General features: G+C 69.2%; 19 protein-coding genes and 1 tRNA gene. 5 read left to right on the forward strand and 15 right to left on the reverse strand.

Annotation, left to right across the window (positions count from 1 at the left end; all coding sequences use genetic code 11):
- Nucleotides 1-175: 175 nt before the first annotated feature.
- The gene (locus H4O13_06950) at nucleotides 176-985 is read left to right on the forward strand and encodes an ion transporter (GenBank protein MBE5315124.1); all 810 of its coding nucleotides are present in this window, start codon (nucleotides 176-178) and stop codon (nucleotides 983-985) included.
- On the forward strand, nucleotides 982-2,220 hold the full coding sequence (locus H4O13_06955) for a TIGR03862 family flavoprotein (GenBank protein ID MBE5315125.1): 1,239 nt from the start codon (nucleotides 982-984) through the stop codon (nucleotides 2,218-2,220). The genes H4O13_06950 and H4O13_06955 overlap by 4 nt, the downstream gene beginning before the upstream one ends.
- Here H4O13_06955 and H4O13_06960 read toward each other — a convergent pair.
- From H4O13_06960 to H4O13_06980, 5 genes are all read right to left on the reverse strand, one after another.
- The gene (locus H4O13_06960; protein MBE5315126.1) at nucleotides 2,142-3,062 is read right to left on the reverse strand and encodes a nitrate reductase; all 921 of its coding nucleotides are present in this window, start codon (nucleotides 3,060-3,062) and stop codon (nucleotides 2,142-2,144) included. The two genes, H4O13_06955 and H4O13_06960, sit on opposite strands and share 79 nt — an antisense overlap.
- Nucleotides 3,063-3,158: 96 nt before the next feature.
- A complete protein-coding gene (locus H4O13_06965; GenBank protein ID MBE5315127.1) occupies nucleotides 3,159-4,055 on the reverse strand; it encodes an adenylate/guanylate cyclase domain-containing protein in 897 nt (298 codons plus the stop codon).
- Between the two features lie 66 nt (nucleotides 4,056-4,121).
- Nucleotides 4,122-5,750, reverse strand: coding sequence for an FMN-binding glutamate synthase family protein (locus tag H4O13_06970; protein ID MBE5315128.1), 1,629 nt, complete (start codon nucleotides 5,748-5,750; stop codon nucleotides 4,122-4,124).
- Nucleotides 5,751-5,798: 48 nt separating this feature from the next.
- Complete coding sequence (locus tag H4O13_06975) at nucleotides 5,799-6,023, reverse strand: hypothetical protein (GenBank protein MBE5315129.1); 225 nt, start codon at nucleotides 6,021-6,023, stop codon at nucleotides 5,799-5,801.
- A gap of 293 nt (nucleotides 6,024-6,316) precedes the next feature.
- Nucleotides 6,317-6,400, reverse strand: a tRNA-Leu gene (locus H4O13_06980).
- A gap of 50 nt (nucleotides 6,401-6,450) precedes the next feature.
- Here H4O13_06980 and cysD point away from each other — a divergent pair.
- Nucleotides 6,451-7,428, forward strand: a complete 978-nt coding sequence (gene cysD, locus H4O13_06985; protein ID MBE5315130.1) for a sulfate adenylyltransferase subunit CysD — start codon at nucleotides 6,451-6,453, stop codon at nucleotides 7,426-7,428.
- Complete coding sequence (gene cysC, locus H4O13_06990; protein ID MBE5315131.1) at nucleotides 7,428-9,362, forward strand: adenylyl-sulfate kinase; 1,935 nt, start codon at nucleotides 7,428-7,430, stop codon at nucleotides 9,360-9,362. Before cysD ends, cysC begins: the two co-directional genes overlap by 1 nt.
- Before the next feature lie 210 nt (nucleotides 9,363-9,572).
- Here the strand turns inward: cysC and H4O13_06995 are convergent, their stop codons facing one another.
- Nucleotides 9,573-9,812 carry a hypothetical protein gene (locus H4O13_06995; GenBank protein MBE5315132.1) on the reverse strand — a complete coding sequence of 80 codons (240 nt, stop codon included), beginning with the start codon at nucleotides 9,810-9,812 and terminating at the stop codon, nucleotides 9,573-9,575.
- A gap of 199 nt (nucleotides 9,813-10,011) precedes the next feature.
- Between H4O13_06995 and H4O13_07000 the strand changes: the two genes are divergently transcribed.
- Nucleotides 10,012-10,779, forward strand: coding sequence for a 2OG-Fe dioxygenase family protein (locus tag H4O13_07000; protein MBE5315133.1), 768 nt, complete (start codon nucleotides 10,012-10,014; stop codon nucleotides 10,777-10,779).
- 110 nt (nucleotides 10,780-10,889) lie between these two features.
- Here the strand turns inward: H4O13_07000 and H4O13_07005 are convergent, their stop codons facing one another.
- The 9 genes from H4O13_07005 to H4O13_07045 all read right to left on the reverse strand — a co-directional run bounded on the left by H4O13_07005 (nucleotide 10,890) and on the right by H4O13_07045 (nucleotide 18,576).
- A complete protein-coding gene (locus H4O13_07005) occupies nucleotides 10,890-11,531 on the reverse strand; it encodes a bifunctional phosphoribosyl-AMP cyclohydrolase/phosphoribosyl-ATP diphosphatase HisIE (GenBank protein ID MBE5315134.1) in 642 nt (213 codons plus the stop codon).
- Nucleotides 11,524-12,297, reverse strand: a complete 774-nt coding sequence (hisF, locus tag H4O13_07010; protein MBE5315135.1) for an imidazole glycerol phosphate synthase subunit HisF — start codon at nucleotides 12,295-12,297, stop codon at nucleotides 11,524-11,526. Before hisF ends, H4O13_07005 begins: the two co-directional genes overlap by 8 nt.
- Complete coding sequence (gene hisA, locus H4O13_07015) at nucleotides 12,291-13,028, reverse strand: 1-(5-phosphoribosyl)-5-[(5-phosphoribosylamino)methylideneamino]imidazole-4-carboxamide isomerase (GenBank protein MBE5315136.1); 738 nt, start codon at nucleotides 13,026-13,028, stop codon at nucleotides 12,291-12,293. Before hisA ends, hisF begins: the two co-directional genes overlap by 7 nt.
- Nucleotides 13,025-13,624, reverse strand: a complete 600-nt coding sequence (gene hisH / locus H4O13_07020; protein MBE5315137.1) for an imidazole glycerol phosphate synthase subunit HisH — start codon at nucleotides 13,622-13,624, stop codon at nucleotides 13,025-13,027. Before hisH ends, hisA begins: the two co-directional genes overlap by 4 nt.
- A complete protein-coding gene (hisB, locus tag H4O13_07025) occupies nucleotides 13,624-14,772 on the reverse strand; it encodes a bifunctional histidinol-phosphatase/imidazoleglycerol-phosphate dehydratase HisB (GenBank protein MBE5315138.1) in 1,149 nt (382 codons plus the stop codon). Before hisB ends, hisH begins: the two co-directional genes overlap by 1 nt.
- Nucleotides 14,769-15,866 carry a histidinol-phosphate transaminase gene (gene hisC, locus H4O13_07030; GenBank protein MBE5315139.1) on the reverse strand — a complete coding sequence of 366 codons (1,098 nt, stop codon included), beginning with the start codon at nucleotides 15,864-15,866 and terminating at the stop codon, nucleotides 14,769-14,771. Before hisC ends, hisB begins: the two co-directional genes overlap by 4 nt.
- A complete protein-coding gene (gene hisD, locus H4O13_07035) occupies nucleotides 15,863-17,173 on the reverse strand; it encodes a histidinol dehydrogenase (protein ID MBE5315140.1) in 1,311 nt (436 codons plus the stop codon). Before hisD ends, hisC begins: the two co-directional genes overlap by 4 nt.
- Nucleotides 17,174-17,244: 71 nt before the next feature.
- On the reverse strand, nucleotides 17,245-18,144 hold the full coding sequence (locus H4O13_07040; protein ID MBE5315141.1) for an ATP phosphoribosyltransferase: 900 nt from the start codon (nucleotides 18,142-18,144) through the stop codon (nucleotides 17,245-17,247).
- A 45-nt stretch (nucleotides 18,145-18,189) separates the two neighbouring features.
- Nucleotides 18,190-18,576, reverse strand: coding sequence for a helix-turn-helix domain-containing protein (locus H4O13_07045; protein ID MBE5315142.1), 387 nt, complete (start codon nucleotides 18,574-18,576; stop codon nucleotides 18,190-18,192).
- Nucleotides 18,577-18,718: the final 142 nt, after the last annotated feature.

An 18,718-nucleotide genomic window follows, 5' to 3' on the forward strand; every position in this document is an offset into this window, starting at 1 on the left:
GCACTGGACGTCCGTGGTGGATTCGCGCCATGGGTAGCACGCGTTGACAGGCTCCCCCACACGCTGTGCGGCGCTCAAAGCGCAGGAAAAGCACAGCTACTGCGTACTGTCGTCGCCCAGGCGCCTGAGCGGCACGGCTAGAATCGCCTCCCTCCCCACCTACAGAGATCGCTCCATGAAGGCCCTGCTTGAGCGCGCGCTGGCCGACCGTCGAACCGAACGCTTCGTGCTGGCGGTGATTCTGATCAACGCGGTGACGCTGGGGCTGGAGACCGACGCGCGGGTGATGGCGCGCTTTGGCGAGTGGCTGCTGTTGCTGGACAAGATCGCGCTGTCGATCTTCTGCATCGAGATTGCCGCCAAGCTCTACGTGCGCGGGCTGCGCTTCTTCCGCGACCCGTGGAACGTGTTCGATTTCGTGGTTGTGGCGATCGCCCTGCTGCCAGCCTCCGGGCCGCTGTCGGTGCTGCGCGCGCTGCGCATCCTGCGCGTGCTGCGACTGATCACCGTCGTGCCGTCGCTGAAGCGCGTGGTCGGCGCTTTGCTGGGCGCCATGCCGGGCATGGCCTCGATCGTGATGCTTCTGCTGCTGATCTTCTACGTCAGCGCGGTGATGTCGACCAAGCTGTTCGGCCAATCGTTTCCTGAGCTGTTCGGCAGCGTGGCCGACTCGCTGCACACGCTGTTCCAGGTGATGACGCTGGACAGCTGGTCGACCGGGGTGATGCGACCGGTGATGGAGGTCTATCCCCACGCCTGGCTGTTCTTCATGCCCTTTGTGCTGGTCACCAGCTTCACCGCGCTGAACCTGTTCATCGGCGTGGTCGTATCGGCCATGCAGGCGGAGATCGACGGCGACCGCGAGCGCGGTGTCGAGCAGGCGGTCAGCCGCGGCGAAGTTCCCCTGGTCGAGGAAGTGCGCGCGCTGCGCGCCGAGATCGCGCGCCTGTCGCAGCGGCTTGAAGCCTCGGACCGCGCAGGATGAGTGAGCGACGCACCGCACGCGTGGCCGTGGTCGGCGGCGGCCCCGCCGGGCTGATCGCCGCCGAGCGCCTGCGCGCCGCCGGTGCCGAGGTCGATCTGTACGAGCGCATGGGCTCGGTCGGCCGCAAGATCCTGATCGCCGGCAAGGGCGGCCTGAACCTCACCCACTCGGAAGATTTCGTGCCCTTTGTCGGGCGCTATCGCGAGGCCGCCGACTGGGTGCAGCCCTGGCTTGAGCGCTTCGATGCGAAGGCCCTGCGCGAGTGGGCGCGCGGTCTGGGCGTCGAGACCTTCGTCGGCAGCTCGGGCCGGGTGTTCCCGAGTGATCTGAAGGCCGCGCCGCTGCTGCGCGGCTGGGTGCGACGGCTGCGCGAGCAGGGCGTGCGCTTCCATGTGCAGCATCGACTGATCGCGATCGACGCCACGCGCCTGCACTTCGACACCGCCGCAGGCGCGGTCGAAGTGATGGCCGACGCCGTGGTGCTGGCGCTGGGCGGCGGCTCCTGGGCCAAGCTCGGCAGCGATGGCGCCTGGGTGGATCTGCTGCGCGCGCGCGGCGTCGAAGTGCGCGACCTCGCGCCCAGCAACTGCGGCTTCGCGTGCGACTGGTCGGCGGACTTCCGAGCCCGCTGCGCGGGTCTGCCGGTGAAGCCCGTGGCGGCCGAATGGATCGACGCCGCGGGCCAGCGCCAGCGCCGCCAGGGCGAGTTCGTGCTCACCGAGCACGGCATCGAGGGCAGCCTGATCTACGCGCTGTCGGCGGACTTGCGCGGCCAGATCGAGCGCGAGGGCCGCGCCGAGCTGTGGCTCGATCTGTTTCCCGAGCGCTCGATCGATCAGCTTCGCGAGGCCTGGCAGCGCGCCCGCAGCGGCGAAAGCACCGGCTCCAGGCTGCGCAAGCGCCTGGGCCTCGATGGTGCGCGGCTGGCGCTGATCTACGAATGCCTGCCCAAGGCTGCGATGGTCGATCCTGAAGTGCTGCTGCCCGCGCTGAAGGCCGTGCCCCTGCAGCTCGCCGCGACGCGCCCGCTGGATGAAGCGATCAGCAGCGCCGGCGGCGTGCGCTGCGAGGCGCTGGACGCGCGCCTGATGCTGCGCGGCCTGCCCGGCGTGTTCTGCGCCGGCGAGATGCTGGACTGGGAAGCGCCGACCGGCGGCTACCTGCTGACCGCCTGCTTCGCCAGCGGCGTGCGCGCCGCGGACGGCGCGCTGGACTGGCTGGCGACGCGTCCCTGACGGCGGGTTGCAACCGGGCCCGCACCGGTCGGCACATCAAGCCGCAGCGTGAGGCATTTGGCCGAGCCGCCGGACTTCTGGAATTCGTCCAGCTGCACCCGCACCACATCGAGACCGAGGTGCGCCAGTCGCGCCTCGGTGGCGTCACCGATGCCATCGCCGAACACGGTGTCGTCGAGGCAGACCACATTGCAGGCGAAGCGCGTGGCCTCGCTCTCGACCACGGCCACCCGACGCTCGGCCGGAAACGCCGCCGCGATGCGCAGACGCGACTCCTCGTCGAAGGCCGGCGGAAACCACAGCAGGCCGCCGCGCGGCAGCGGGCAGAAGCACGTATCGAGGTGATAGAAGCGCGGGTCGATCAGGCGCAGCGACTCGACGTGGACGCCGAGGGTGCCTGCCAGCCACGGCGCGATGCGGTCATCCGAGCGCATCGCGCCCAGCCAGAGCCGCGACGCACCGCACTCGAACACCGCATCGCCCGCGCCCTCGAAGCACAGCCCCGTGGGCGGTGGCTGCAGCTCGAAGCCGGCGCTGCGCAGCCAGCGCTCCAGCAGCGGCTGCTCGGGCTGGCGTTCGGGATGACGAAAGCGCGCCGGCACCGCGCGCCGGCCATGGATCAGGGCCGCGTTGGCCGTGAACACCTGGTCCGCGAGACCCGCTGTCGCCGGCAGCAGGCTCACCTCGGCGTGTCGGCTCAAGGCCCGATGCAGGGCCTGCCACTGCCGCCGCGCCCGCGCCGGATCGACCCGCCCCAGCCCGGCCTGCATCCACGGATTGATGCAGTAGCGCACTTCGAAGTGCTTGGGATCGCACATCAACAGCTGCGGCTGGGAACGCATGGCGGGCTCCACTGCGGGGATGCCGCCTACGCTGATCGCCGGTGATGACAGCCGCGCGTCAGGCGCGTGTCGGAGCGCTTGCAGCGCACGCGGGCTTCAGCCGACTTCGAACACCAGCAGATCCGAGCTGGCCGCGGCGATGCTCTGCCCCAGGCTGATGCAGCCGCTGCGGCGCAGCGGCAGATCGTTGCGGTGCACGCGCAGCTCGTCCTCGTCGCCGATCCGCACGAAGCTGCCGTTGGTGCTGCGGTCGGTCAGCACCCACAGGCCGCGCCGGCATTCGAGGCTGGCATGGTTGCGGCTGACCCACTCGGCTTCGATCGACAGCCCGCAGCCGGGGTCACGGCCCATGCTGAAAGGCGGCGCGTCCTCGCGCAGCTCGATCACCCGGCCGCGGTGGCGCAGGGTCAGGCGCGCGCCCGCCTGGGTGGTGTCGTCGACCTTGATCGCGCGCTGGATGGTGGTGAGGTTCGAGGTGTCGTCCTGCCAGATCAGGTCGACGATCTCGATCGGCAGGAGCTTGCCGGCCACCCGTGCGCGCCCCAGGGCCCGCGAGCGGATGCCACCGACGATGGTGAGGTCCTTGACGGTGCCGGCCGTGGTGACGATCTGCTCGCGCTTGGCCAGCGCCGCCATGCGCGCCGCCACGTTGACCGCATCGCCATAGACATCGCCGTTTTCGAGCAGGGCTTCCCCGTGATGGAAGCCAATGCGGATGCCCAGCTTCTCGGCGGTGAACTCAGGATCGGTGCTGACCCGGCGCTGCATGTCGCAGGCCGCCAGCGCCGCCTGCACCGCGGCCGGGAAGGTGCACATGATCTCGTCGCCGATGGTCTTGACCAGGCGCCCGCCGTGCGCGGCCGCAACCCGCGTCAGCGCTTCCAGCACGCTGGCAATGATCCGCCGGGCCTCGACATCGCCCAGGGTCTCGAACAGCCGGGTGCTGCCGCTGACATCGGCAAACAGGATCGAGAGGGGCTGGGTCGCGCTCATGGCCCCGCATGATAGGCAATGGCGACGACGCCGTCATGGCAGGCCTCGCCGCACCCCGCCGCGGCCTTACGCGGTCGGCTTTTCGTAGGCTCTGACGGCGGCAGGGGCGGCAAACGTGTCGGCGCGCGCGTGCGGCCAGAACAGTTCAAACACGGGATGCCGCGGCGTGCCCTCCAGCAGCTCGCCCGGCTTGACGAAGAAATGCAGCTTGGCGAGCGAGCGGATCTCATTGCCCGAAACGCGGCGGATGATGTGCTCGGGCCCCAGTTGATCCGGGTGCTGCAGGCCGGCCGCCGCCAGCAGATCGCGCAGGGCCTTCAGCGTGTTGCGGTGGAAGTGGTAGACCCGCTCGGCCTTGTCCGGCACCACCAGCGCACGCTGGCGCGACGGGTCCTGAGTGGCGACGCCGATCGGGCACTTGTCGGTGTGGCAGCTCTGGGACTGGATGCAACCCAGCGCGAACATGAAGCCGCGCGCCGAGTTGCACCAGTCGGCGCCGATCGCCAGCGTGCGCGCCATGTCGAAGGCGGTGATGATCTTGCCGGCCGCGCCGATCTTGATGCGCCCGCGCAGATTGAGGCCCACCAGGGTGTTGTGGACGAGGATCAGGGCCTCGGTCAGCGGCGCGCCGACGTGGTCGGTGAACTCCAGCGGCGCAGCGCCGGTACCGCCCTCGCCGCCGTCGACCACGATGAAGTCGGGCGTGATGCCGGTGGCCTGCATGGCGCGGGCGATGGCGAACCATTCCCAAGGGTGGCCAATCGCCAGCTTGAAGCCCGTCGGTTTGCCGCCTGACAGTTCGCGCAGGCGAGCGATGAACTTCAGCAGCCCGATCGGTGAATCGAAAGCGCTGTGGCGCGCCGGGGAGATGCAGTCGGTGCCGACCGGCACGCCGCGCGCTTCAGCAATCTCCGGCGTCACTTTCGCCCCGGGCAGGATGCCGCCCTGCCCCGGCTTCGCGCCCTGGCTCAGCTTCAGCTCGATCATCCGCACCTGCGGGTCGCTGGCGTTCTCGATAAAGCGCTCTTCGCTGAAGCTGCCGTCGTGGTTGCGGCAGCCGAAGTAGCCCGAACCGATCTCCCACACCAGGTCGCCACCGTGCTCGCGGTGGTAGCGCGAGATCGAGCCCTCGCCGGTGTCGTGATAGAAGCCGCCGCGCTTGGCCCCTGAGTTCAGCGCACGGATGGCCGCGGCCGACAGCGAGCCGAAGCTCATCGCGGAGATATTGAAGACGCTCGCCGAGTAGGGCTGGCTGCAGTCCGGCCCGCCGATGCGGATGCGGAAGTCGTGGTCGGGTAGATCGACCGGCTGCAGGCTGTGGTTGATCCACTCGTACTGGGTGCGATAGACGTCGAGCTGGGTGCCGAACGGGCGCTTGTCGAGCGTGTTCTTGGCGCGCTGGTAGACGATCGAGCGCTGCGCCCGCGAGAACGGGGTCTGCTCTTCGTCGCCTTCCAGCAGGTACTGGCGGATCTCCGGCCGGATCGCTTCCACGAGATAGCGCACATGCGCCAGCAGCGGGTAGTTGCGCAGCAGCGCCCGCGGCGCCTGCAGAAAATCACGCAGGCCCAGCAGGCCCAGCGCGCCGGCCGCGGCGCACGGCCACCACCAGCCGCTGCCAAGGCTGAGCGCAAGCGCGGCAAAGAGCGGGACGGCAGCGATGCAGGCCAGCCAGGCCAGATAGCGAAGGGGCATGGGCAGCGGGCTCGAAGAACGCGGGCGGCCATCATGCCCGCTCGGCGCTCAGCGGTGGCGGATCGCCAGCACCTGGCCGGGACGCAGATTGGCTGCCGCATGCTCGAGCTCGGCCAGGCTTTCCTCCTCGAACTCCATCGACGTCAGCCCGTGGAAGTGGGCGTAGACATCGCCCTCGAAGCCATCGCCCGCGCTCAAGGCAAAGCTGCCCTCGGGCACGGCGCCGAGCGAGGCCACGGGTTCGAACTCCAAGCGGACACAGTTCATGGGCACGGACGTTCACCTCGACAACGTGGGGTGGGTGTCGACCCACCTGGACCTGGTTCGAACATAGGATGGGTCTTGACCTTCCGCTACCTCCCTCTCGACGCGGGGCTGCGTATCCGCCCGCCGCCCACGACGCTCGACCCACCTGCGGGGCAACGCGACCGCAATCCTGCAGCAACGCGGGCGGACCGGGGCAAGGGGCGAGCTTCTGTGGGTCTAGACCCACCCTATGGGTCGCTTGCACGAATGGGCGCGAGCGATTGGCTTTTCGCGGCGCAGCCGACCTGTGTCGTGCTGTGTGCCCGGAGCGGGACTCGAACCCGCACACCCTTGCGGATAGCAGATTTTAAGTCTGCTGCGTCTACCGGTTTCGCCATCCGGGCGGCGGCGCGCAGTGTAGCGGTGCCGGGGTCGCTTGTGAGCTTTTGCGACTATGCCTGCCACCAATCGGGCTGCTTGGACGGCGCCTGGCTCGGCTAACCTGCAGACCGGATCTCCCAAACCTGCCCCCATGTCGCTGACCCATCTCGATCGGCTGGAAGCCGAAAGCCTGCACATCTTCCGCGAGGCCGCCGCGGCCGCGCGCAAGCCGGTGCTGCTCTACTCCATTGGCAAGGACAGCAGCGTGCTGCTGCATCTGGCGCGCAAGGCCTTCGCGCCGGGTCGCCTGCCTTTCCCACTGCTGCATATCGACACCGGCTGGAAGTTCCGCGAGATGATCGCCTTCCGCGATGCGCTGGCCGCGCGCCTCGGGCTCGACCTGATCGTCCACACCAACCCCGAGGGCAAGGCGGCCGGCGTCAACCCGATCAGCCACGGCAGCGCCGTGCACACCGACGTCATGAAGACCCAGGCCCTGCGCCAGGCGCTGGACGCCCACGGCTTCGACGTCGCCTTCGGCGGCGCGCGTCGCGACGAGGAAGCCTCGCGCGCCAAGGAGCGCATCGCCAGCCACCGCAGCCCGGGACACCGCTGGGAGCCCAAGCGTCAGCGGCCGGAGCTCTGGCAGCAGTTCAATCTGCGCCACGGGCCGGGCGAGACCTTTCGCGTGTTCCCCATGTCGAACTGGACCGAGGCCGACATCTGGCGCTACATCGAACGCGAGAACATCGAGGTGGTGCCGCTGTACTTCGCCAAGCCGCGTCCGGTGGTGCGGCGTTCGGGCACCTGGATCATGGTCGACGATGAACGCCTGCCGCTCGAAGCCGGCGAGCAACCGCAGCTCTTGAGCGTGCGCTTCCGCACCCTCGGCTGCTATCCGCTGACCGGCGCGATCGAAAGCGAAGCCGCCGATCTGCCGGCCGTGCTGGCCGAGATGGCTGCCTCACGCGCATCGGAACGCCAGGGCCGCCTGATCGACGGCGACGGCGCGGCATCGATGGAGCGCAAGAAGCAGGAGGGCTATTTCTGATGAACGCCCTGCCCCAGAACCAACACCGTCCACTGCACGAGACCGCCGTCATCGCCCTGCCCGCGCCCGAACACCGGCCGCATCTGCGCCTGCTGACCTGCGGCAGCGTCGATGACGGCAAGAGCACCCTGATCGGCCGCCTGCTGTTCGAGACCGACAGCGTGCCCGACGACCAGCTCGCCAACCTTGAGCTGCTCTCGCGCCGCCATGGCACCCGCGGCGAACAGGTCGACTACGCCCTGCTGCTGGATGGCCTCTCGGCCGAGCGCGAACAGGGCATCACCATCGATGTGGCCTGGCGCTACTTCGGCACGGCGCGCACGGCCTTCATCGTCGCCGATTCGCCCGGCCACGCCGAGTACACCCGCAATATGGTGACCGCCGCCAGCCACTGCGAGCTTGCCGTGCTGCTGGTGGATGCGCGCCAGGGCCTGCTGCCGCAAACCCTGCGGCACGCCTGCATCGCCGCCCTGCTGGGCATCCAGCGCGTGGTGCTGGCGGTAAACAAGATGGACCGCATCGGCTTCGACGCCGACGCTTTCGAGCGGATCGTCGAGCGCTTCGCCGACTTTGCCGCGCGCGTGGGCCTGGAGCACGTGCAGCCCATCCCGCTGTGCGCGATCGATGGCGACAATCTGGTGCAGCGCAGTTCGCGCATGCCCTGGTATGCCGGCCCGGCCCTGCTGGAGCACCTGGAGGCGATGGCTGCCGAATTGGCCTCCGCCCCGCCGCGCCCGCGTCATGCGGCGCGCCTGCCGGTGAGCTGGGTGGTGCGGCCGGATGCCGACTTCCGCGGCTTCGCCGGTCAGCTGCAGGGCGGAATGCTGCGGGTCGGCGACAGCCTGCGCAGCGTGCCCTCCGGCCAGACCTCGAAAGTGCGCGGGCTATGGCTCGGGGACCAGGCGCTGGACGTCGCGCATCCCGGCCAGTCGATCGTGCTGGCGCTGGAGGACGAGATCGACTCCAGCCGCGGCGATGTGTTCTCCGCAGCCAGCAGCCCGGTGGAAGCCAGCGACCAGTTCGAGGTCGATATCGTCTGGCTGGGCGAGCAGCCCATGCTGCCGGGGCGGCCGTATCGCCTGCAGCTCGGCACCGCCAGCGCGCTGGCGACGCCGGCCACGCCGAAGTATCGGCTCAACGTCGAAACGCTGGAGCATCTGGCCGCGCGCACCCTCTCGGTGAATGAGATCGGCCGGGTCAATCTGGCGCTGGATCGCGCCCTGCCCTTCGAGGCCTATGCCGACGATCCGGGCTTGGGCGGCGGCATCCTGATCGACACGCTCAGCCACCAGACCGTCGGGGCGGTGATGGTGCGCCACGCCCTGCGCCGGGCCTCGAACCTGCATTGGCAGGCGCTGGACATCAGCCGCGCCAAGCGTGCCGGCCAGAAGGGCCAGAAACCGGCGGTGCTGTGGTTCACGGGTCTCTCGGGCGCGGGCAAATCGACGATCGCCAATCTGGTCGAGAAGCAGCTGCATGCGCTGGGCAAGCACACCTATCTGCTCGATGGCGACAACGTGCGCCACGGCCTCAACAAGGACCTCGGCTTCACCGATGCCGACCGCGTCGAAAACATCCGCCGCGTCGCCGAGGTGGCCAAGCTGATGGCCGATGCGGGCTTGATCTGCCTCGTATCCTTCATCTCGCCCTTCCGCAGCGAGCGCGCCTTCGCCCGCGGACTGCTGCCCGAGGGTGAGTTCTTCGAAGTCTTCGTCGACACGCCGCTGGAGGTCGCCGAGTCGCGTGACGTCAAGGGCCTGTACGCCAAGGCCCGACGCGGCGAGCTGCGCAACTTCACCGGCATCGATTCAGCCTACGAACGACCGGAAGCACCGGAGCTGCATCTGCAGGCCGATCAACTGTCCCCGGAAGCCGCCGCCGACGCGGTGATCGAGAGCTTGCGTCGCGCGGGCGTGCTGGAAGGCGAGCTTTGAGACAGCTCGCCACAGGGAAGGTCTGACCCACTCCGTCCGGGCGTTGTGCGGAGCGGGCGCCCTGCACGCGGCACTGCGCTGAGTTCTTCGGCCTTGGCCCAGGCCTGCGCAGGGCCGCCAGGACATCCGGGATCGCCGCTGCACCGTCTCACGGCCCGGCCCGGCACGGCGCGGCGGCCTCGTCGCCACGCCCTGCGCTGTGGCGGCGGCTCAGCGCTTGCGCAGCGCGCCGGCCAGCAGCAGCACGGTGCCGACGCCGAGCAGCACAAAGCCCAGGGTCTTGCCCTGCTCGCCTCGATCGGCGACACGGATGCCACCGTTGCCGATCTCCAGCGCCTTGTCTCCGACGCGCAAGACTTCGTTCTTGCCTTCGATCTGGACGAGGCCGGAGACCAGCACGCCGCCCGCGATATCGAGCAGCAGGCCAAGGGTCAGCAGCAATGCGCGCATTCTGGACCTCTCGAAGCAAAGACTAGGGTGAGCCCGGACTGTGCCCGCAGCGCCAGACCGACACAAGCCCACCGCAGGCGATCCGGATCGCCTGCTGATCGGCAACCAGGACGATCCCTGCGGATCAAACGACATGGCATTCCGTAGCAAGCGGATGGATCGCAGCGGGCTTCACTTCTCAGCAGATAAGCTTGCGAGCATGCACGCACAGCACCTCCATCCGATCGACGAAATCCCACGCACCGCTGACATCCTCGCGGCCGCGGGCTTCTGCTTCCTGCCCCGCGCTCAGGCACTGAAGGCGCTGGGCGCGGGCATCGAAACCGAGTGGCAGGCCTTTGCCGAGAGTTGGCAGGCATTGGGCGTGGATGCACACATGGCTGACGGCGGGCGCTATCGCCGGCGACGTCATGCCGTGTTCGCCGCAAGCCGCAGCCGCGGCATCGAGCGACTGCCGGATGCCCCGCACTTTCAGGCCCTGCACTACAACCGCTTGAACGGCGGCATCGAGCGCTGGTTCCAGCCGATCCTGCCGGAGGTGGCGCAAAGCGCGCCCTTCCGCGCGCTCGCGGAGTTCGCGCACGGCCTCTTCGCACAGCTCGCACCGGCGGTCGAGCGCTGGCAGATCGAGGCGCACCAGTTCCGCATCGAGGCGCTGCCCGGCCAGCCCGGCCAGCCGACGCCAGAGGGCGTGCATCGCGATGGCGTGGACTTCGTGCTGGTGGCGCTGATCGACCGCCACAACATCCGCGAAGGCACCACCACCATCCATGCAAGTGACAGCGCGCAGCTCGGTGCCTTCACCCTGACCGAACCGCTGGACATCGCCCTGGTCGACGACCAGCGCGTCCTGCATGGCGTCACCGCCGTTGAGCCGCTGGATCCAAGCGCGCCGGCGTGGCGGGATGTGCTGGTGCTGACCTTCAAGCGCACCGAGAGCCTGCTGAGCGCTGCCCCAGCTTCCTAGGGTCTGCCGGGGCCCACCGCGCGCGCCACACGCTCGATCCGGCAGGCGGGCGCAGCAAGCCCCCAAGCTGCGCGGCTTCAGCCCAGGTCGCATGCGCGCACGCGACCGCTTCACCCCACCGGCTTCGGCGCCGTCGCATGGCGTTGGCGCAGCAGCTTCTCAAGCTCGCCCAGCGACAGCCCGCGCGCGCGCAGCAGCACCAGCAGGTGGTAGATCAGGTCCGCGCTTTCGCCGAGCAGGTCGGCGTCTTCCTGCGCCACCGCGGCCAGGGCGGTTTCCACGCCCTCCTCGCCGACCTTTTGCGCGATGCGGCGGATGCCGCCCTCGAACAGCTTGGTGGTGTAGCTGCCCACGGGACGCTCGCGCTCGCGCTGGGCGATCAGCGCATCGAGGTCGCCCAGGAAGCTGCCCGGGGCGTCGGGAAAGCAGCTGGTGCGCTGCAGGTGGCAGGTGGGGCCGTGCGGATGCGCCTGGATCAACAGCGTGTCGGCATCGCAGTCGGTCTCGATGCTGACCAGCTTGAGCACATGGCCGCTGCGCTCGCCCTTGGTCCATAGCCGACCCTTGCTGCGGCTGAAGAAGGTCACGTGGCGGCAGGCCAGGGTCATCTCCAGGGCTTCTCGATTCATGTAGCCCAGCATCAGCACGCGCAGGGTGTCGGCATCCTGCACCACCGCCGGCAGCAGACCGTCCTGCTTGCCCCAGGCCAGTCGATCCAGGGTCTCGGGGCTGACCACCACGTCTTCAGACATCACGCACCTCGATGCCGCGCTGCTTGAGCGTGGACTTGAGTTCTGGAATGGCGATCGCGCCGGAGTGGAAGACGCTGGCGGCGAGCGCCGCATCCACATCGGCCTGCTCGAACACCTCGGCGAAGTGCTCGGGCGCGCCGGCACCTCCGCTGGCCACCAGCGGCACGCGGCAGAGTGCGCGCACGGCGCGCAGCTGTTCGATGTCGTAGCCGGCGCGCACGCCGTCGGTGCCCATGCAGTTCAATACGATCTCGCCTGCGCCGCGCTGCTGCGCCTCGACCACCCAGTCGAGCGTACGGCGGCTCAGCGCGCGGGTCTTGCTGGGGTCGCCGGTGTACTGGCGCACGCGCCACTCGCCGTCTTCGTCGCGCAGGCTGTCGATACCGACCACCACACACTGCACACCAAAGGCTTCGGCCAGTTCGTCGATCAGCTCGGGGCGCTCCAGCGCCGGCGAGTTCACCGACACCTTGTCGGCGCCCGCGAAAAGAATGGCGCGCGCATCCTCGACCGAGCGGATGCCACCGGCCACGCAGAAGGGGATGTCGATCAAGCGCGCTACGCGCTCGACCCAGCCGCGGTCGACGCTGCGGCCTTCGGGGCTTGCGGTGATGTCGTAGAACACCAGCTCGTCGGCGCCGGCGTCGCGATAGCGCTCGGCGAGCTCCTCGATCGCACCCATCACCACGTGATCGCGGAAGCGCACGCCCTTGACCACCTGGCCGTCGCGCACGTCGAGACACGGAATCAATCGGCGGCTCAGCATGCCAGCGCCTCCTCGACGGTGAAGCGGCCATCCAGCAGTGCCTTGCCGAGCACCACACCGGCAGCGCCCGCATCGCGCGCGCCGCGAATATCGTCCAGCGAAGACACCCCGCCCGATGCGATCAGAGCGATTTCGGGCGCTCGCCGGACGACATCGCGGTAGAGCTCGAGATTGGGCCCGCTCAGCATGCCGTCACGGGCGATGTCCGTGCACAGCACGTGGCGCAGACCGGCGGCGCGGTAGCGCTCCAGCAGTACAAACAGCTCCTCGCCCGCGCTCTCGGTCCAGCCGTGCACCGGCAGCCGCCACACGCCCTCAGCGTCGCGGCGCGTGTCGAGCGCCACGCAGAGCTGGCTGGCGCCAAACTGATCCAGCCAGCGCAGCACCACATCCGGCGACTTCACCGCCACCGAGCCGATGACCACGCGATCGACGCCCGCCGCCAGCAGCGCGTTCACGTCCTCGATGCTGCGCACGCCGCCGCCGCTCTGGATGCGCAGGCCGCTCTGCGCGCGCAGCGCTTTCACCAGCGGCGCCAGCGTATAGCCGCCCGCCTTGGCGGCATCCAGATCCACCAGATGCAGCCACTCGGCGCCGGCGCTGGCGTAGTCCAGCGCCAGCTGCAGCGGATCACGTGCGTAGCGGGTTTCCTGGGCGTAGTCGCCCTGTTTGAGCCGCACCACGCGTCCGTCGCGGACGTCGATGGCGGGAATTGCGACAAAGCCGGTCATTGGCCGTCCCACTCCATGAAGTTCTTGAGCAGCTGCGCGCCCACCGCCGCCGAGCGCTCGGGATGGAACTGGGCGCCAGCGACGTTGCCGCGGCGGACGATGGCGCTGAAGCCCTCGCCGTGCGTGCTCGACGCCAGCGTGTAGTCACCCACCGGCGCGGCATAGCTGTGCACGAAGTAGGCTTGCGCGCCTTCGCTGATGTCCTTGAGCAGGGCGGAATCACGCTCACGATGCAGACGGTTCCAACCCATGTGCGGCACGCGCACGCCGGGGAACTCCTTCAGCTTCCGCACCTGCGCAGGAATGAGACCCAGGCCTTCCACATCGCCTTCGGCGCTGCGCTCGAACAGCAGCTGCATGCCGAGACAGATGCCGAACAGCGGGCGCGGAAAAGCGCGAATTGCGTCGATCAGGTGCAGCTCGCGCAGCCGCGCCATCGCGGCACCCGCGGCACCGACGCCGGGCAGCAGGGCGCGTTCGGCCTGAGCAAGTTCGTCGGCGCTGCGCACCAGGCTGGCCTGCACGCCGAGCCGCTCCAGCGCGTAGCAGACCGAGCCGATGTTGGCGACGCCGGAATCGATGACCGCCAGCCGCATCAGAGCGTCCCCTTGGTGCTGGGCAGGTCGAAACCCTCGCGCTTGATCGCCGCGCGCAGGGCGCGCGCCACCGCCTTGAAGCTGGCCTCGACCATGTGATGGGCGTTGTCGCCGCGCACCGACAGGTGCAGGTTCAGGCCGGCGGTCTCGCACAGCGAGCGGAAGAAATGCGGCACCAGTTCGGTGGGCAGCTCGCCCACGCGCTCGCGGGGGAAGCTCCCATCGAACACGAAATAGGGCCGGCCGCTGAGATCCAGCGAGGCGCGGACGAGCGTCTCGTCCATCGGGATCACCAGATCCAGCGCCGCGGGCTTCGCTTCAGCGGCGCCCTGCTCGCCTTCCGCCGCCCAGGCGTAGCGTCCGATGCCGCGCTTGTCGCCGAGCGCCTGCTTCAAGGCCTGACCCAACGCCAGCGCGCTGTCCTCGACCGTGTGGTGCTCGTCGATATGCAGGTCGCCCGCGCACTTCAGCTTGAGCGCAAAGCCGCCGTGCTTGCCGAGCTGCTCCAGCATGTGGTCGAAGTAGCCGAGGCCGGTGAGCGCGACCGGCTCGGCCGGGCGATCCAGATCGACGTGCACCTCGATTTTCGTTTCCTTGGTGACGCGCTCGACGCTGGCCTGACGCGGGGCGTCGGCCAGCAGATGGGCGATCTCGGACCAGGTGTACTCGGGGCCCTTGCCGGGCGTGGCCTTGGCACCAGCGGTCACCTTCAGGCGGAAGCCGCGCACACCGAGGTTGTCGGCGAACTCGATATCGGTGTCGCGGTCGCCGACCATGGCGCTGCCGGCGAGATCGATGCTGCGATCGCGCAGGTAGTGCATCACCAGACCCAGCCGCGGCTTGCGCGTGGGCGCGTTGTCCTGCGGGAAGCTGGTGTCGATCAACACCTCGCGGAAGGTGATCCCCTGCGATTCGAAGATCTGCATCATCAGGTCGTGCGGGGCCTGGAAACTCGCCTGCGGATAGGCCTCGGTGCCCAGGCCGTCCTGGTTCGACACGATCACGAACTCGAAGCCGGCAGCCTTCAGCTTCAGCATGGCCGGGATCACACCTTCGACCAGACGCAGCTTGGCGTAGCTGTCGATCTGATAGTCGGCGGGTTCTTCGATCATCGTGCCGTCGCGGTCGACGAAGAGGATGCGCGTCATGCCGCGGCCTCCTGAGTGGTGTTGGCGAACACGGCCAAGGCCGCGAGGTTTTCCTCGGGCGTTCCGATCGAGACGCGCAGGCAGTCGCCCAGCAGCGGATAGCGGCTGACCTCGCGCAGCACCACGCCCGCAGCCAGGGCGCGGCGATAGGTCGCGGCAGGATCCGCGCAGCGCACCACCAGAAAATTGGCATCGGACGGATACACGCCAAGCACGCCGGGCGTCGCCGCGAGCTGCGCACGCAGTGCCTCGCGGCCGGCGATCAGCTCGGCGACGTGGACCTGCGTCTTCGCCAGCGCCTCAGGCTGAAGCGCCGCCAGCGCCGCACGCGCGCAAGGGGCCGAGATCGGGTACGGCGCCATGATCGCGCGCAGCACGCGGATCAGCTCGGGCGCTGCGATCAGGCTGCCGATGCGCGCACCGGCCAGTGCATGCGCCTTCGACAGCGTGCGCAGCACCGCCAGCTGCGGAAAGCGCTCGCGCAAAGCCGTGGCGGAAGCCTGCTGCATGAACTCGCCGTAGGCCTCGTCGACGATCACCACGGCGCGGCCTTCGAGGGCTGATGCAATGCGCTCGATGGTCTCGACCGGCAGCGCCTGGCCGGTCGGGTTGTTGGGCGAGCACAGGAAGACCAGCTTGACCGGGTGATTGAGCGCCGCGGCGATCACCGCGTCGGCCTCCAGCGCGAACGGCCGAGCGGCATCGCCGGTGGCGGTGAGCGGCACCTCGACCAGCTGCGCGTTCTGCACGCGTGCCGCAACGGCATACATGCCGAAGGTCGGCGGACAGATCAGCACTGCGTCCTCGCCGGCGCGGCAGAGCGCGCGCACCAGGAGATCGATGGGCTCATCGCTGCCGCGGCCAACCAGCAGTTCTTCAGCCTTGACGCCGTAAAGACCTGCGAGCGCGTCGACGAGGGCCTCGGGCTGCGGCTCGGGATAGCGGTTCAAGCCCTCGCCGCCGGCAATCTCCGGCGCCCACGGCGACTCGTTGGCGTTGAGCAAGACGCGGCCGCCGCTGGCCTCCTTGCGTGCGGACGAATAGCCACCGAAGCCGCGCAGGTCCGGGCGAACCAGATCCAGCAGCGCGCTCATGCCCTGCCCTCCGCGATCGCGGCGAGCCGCCGCGTGACCGCGCGCTCGTGCGCGATCAGGCCTTCGGCGCGCGCCATCTCGGCGGCGTCAGGACCGGCGATGTTGAGACCTTCGGCACTGACCTCCTGCACCGTGATCAGCTTGACGAAGCTCGCCACCGACACACCGCTGTAAGCGCGCGCGGCGCCATAGGTCGGCAGCACGTGGTTGGTGCCGCTGCAGTAGTCGCCCAAGGCTTCGGGCGCCAGCGCGCCGAGGAAGATCGAGCCGGCGCTGCGCACGCGCTCCAACCACTGCCGCGGCTGCTCGACCTGCAGGATCAGGTGTTCAGGCGCATAGCGGTTGCTGATCTCGATGGCCTGGGCGATGTCCCGGCTCAGGATCAGGCGGGCGTGGGTCAGCGCCTTGGCGAGGATCTCGCGGCGCGGCAGCTCGGCGGTCTGCTTCTCGAGTTCGACAGCCACGGATTCGAGCAGCGCCTGCGAGTCGGAGATCAGCAACACCTGCGAGTCCGGACCGTGCTCGGCCTGGCTCAAAAGATCGGAGGCGATGAACTCCGGCGAGGCCGTGGCATCGGCGATGACCAGCACCTCGGAAGGGCCGGCCGGCATGTCGATGGCCGCACCGTCCGGATCGTTCGCCACCTGCAGTTTGGCCTCGGTGACGTAGGCATTGCCGGGGCCAAAGATCTTGTCGCACTTCGGCACCGACTCGGTGCCATAGGCCATGGCGGCCACCGCCTGCGCCCCACCCAGCTTGAACACGGTGCTGATGCCGCACAGGCGCGCGGCGACCAGCACGGTCGCATCGACGCTGCCGTCGGGCTTGGGCGGCGTGCACAGCACGACCTCGCTGCAGCCGGCGATGCGCGCAGGCACGCCCAGCATGATGGCGGTCGAGGGCAGCGGCGCACTGCCGGCCGGCACGTAGAGGCCGACGCGCTCGATCGGGCGAATCACGCGCTCGCAGTTCAGACCCGGCGCGGTCTCCAGCGCATAGCCGCGCGGCGCACCGGCCTCGTGGAATTTGACGAGGCGCTCGATGGCATTGGCGATGGCCTGTTTGAGCGTGGGTGACACCTGCGACTCGGCCGCTGCGAACTCGTCCTCGGTGACGCGGAAGCTGCCCAGCTCGCAGCCGTCGAAGCGGCGGGTGAGCGCGCGCAGGGTGCTGTCGCCATCGGCGCGCACCTGGCTGATGATCCGCTCGACGGTGTCGGCCAGCACGGCCCGCCCGCCTTGGGCGGGGCGACGCAGGCTCATGCGGCGCTGGGCGTCGTCGATGCGGTTCCAGTCCAGCACCCGCAGCTCGCGCGCGGCGAAGGGCACGGGACGCTCGCCGGTCGTACGTTCGGCGGCGGTCTTCTCGGTCGTGGTGTTCATGTCAGCATCTGCTCCACCGGCAGCACCAGCAGTCGGCGCGCACCGGCCTTCTTCAAGTCTTCAAGCTGCTGCCAGGACAGGCTGCCCTGGCAGATCGCCTGCACGCTCACGCCCTGAGGCTGCCCGTCCAGACTCATGATGGTGGGGCGCTCCTCGCTGGGCAGCAGGCGCAGCACCTCGTCGAGCATCGAGCGCTCGGTCTCCAGCATCAGCAGGCGCGCATCGCGGACCTGCAGCACGCCATCCAGGCGACGCAGCAGCTGGGTGGCGATGTCGCCACGCTCGTCCATCAGCGGCTCGGCCGGGCCGGCCAGCACCGCCTCGCTCTCGTGGATCACCACCGCCTCGCGCAGCTGGTTGGCGGCGAGCGTGCCGCCGGTCGAGACGAGATCGCAGATCGCCTCGGCCTTGCCAAGACGCGGCGCGATCTCGACCGAGCCGGACAGAATCACGATCTCGGCGCGCACGTTGTGGCGCTTCAGCCAGTCCTCGAGCAGAGCCGGATAGCTGGTGGCGATGCGCAGACCGGCAAGACTCTGCGGGCCGTTCCACGCCATGTCCTGCGGCAGCGCGATCGACAGCCGGCAGCGGCCGAAGCCGAGCGCGCGGACTTCCTTGAAAGCCGGCGGCAGGCCGCGGGCGGCGCGATCCAGCGCCTGCTCGTCGAGCACGTTGCGGCCGACGATGCCGTAGTCGCAGGTGCCTTCGGCGATCAGGCCGGGGATGTCGTCGTCGCGCACCAGCAGCAGATCGACCGGTTGCGATTCGCCGAAACAGAACAGGCGGTCGCGGCTTTCGCGAAAGCTGAGGCCGGAGCGCGCCATCAGCTCGCGGGCGGGGTCGGACAGGCGTCCATTCTTCTGCGCTGCGATACGCAGACGGTCACGGTTCTTCACGGCGGGATGCTCGAAACAGGGAGAGGGGGCGGAGGCGGAACGGGTTCAGCGTTTGGCGGCAGCGATGCCCGAGGGATCGTGCAGCTTCAGATGGCGTGCGGCAGCACGGTAGCCACCGGCGCCGTGGGTGAGGCAGCGCGCCACGCGACCGACCGTGGTGACGCTGACGCCGGTCAGATCGTGGATATCGCGATAGGTCCGCCCCGCCAGCAGCAGCGGCACCACGCGCCAGCGATCGGCCAGGGCCTCCAGCTCGGCAGGCGTGCAGAGATCATCGAGAAAGGCCGCGATCTCGGCCGGGTCGCGCAGCTTGGCCAGCGCCTCGCACAGCGCGAGCACCGGGTTCGCCGCAGGCAGCACCACGGGCGCAGGCTTGCGCTCACGGGCACTGCGAACGGGCTGGAGTTCGGGGCTGGCGATCCGGCGCTTCACGGCAGACTTTTGTAATAGCGTGTTGATACGTTAAACCGATATCGCACTGCCGACAAGCGGCGAGTGGTGAAGACAAGGCGACGAGGCGATCGGCGCATCCCGCTGATCGGGCCTCCGCAGCGCATGCGCACCGAGCCCACTG

Source organism: Lysobacterales bacterium, from assembly GCA_014946745.1.
Classification (GTDB): Bacteria; Pseudomonadota; Gammaproteobacteria; order Xanthomonadales; family Xanthomonadaceae; genus Aquimonas.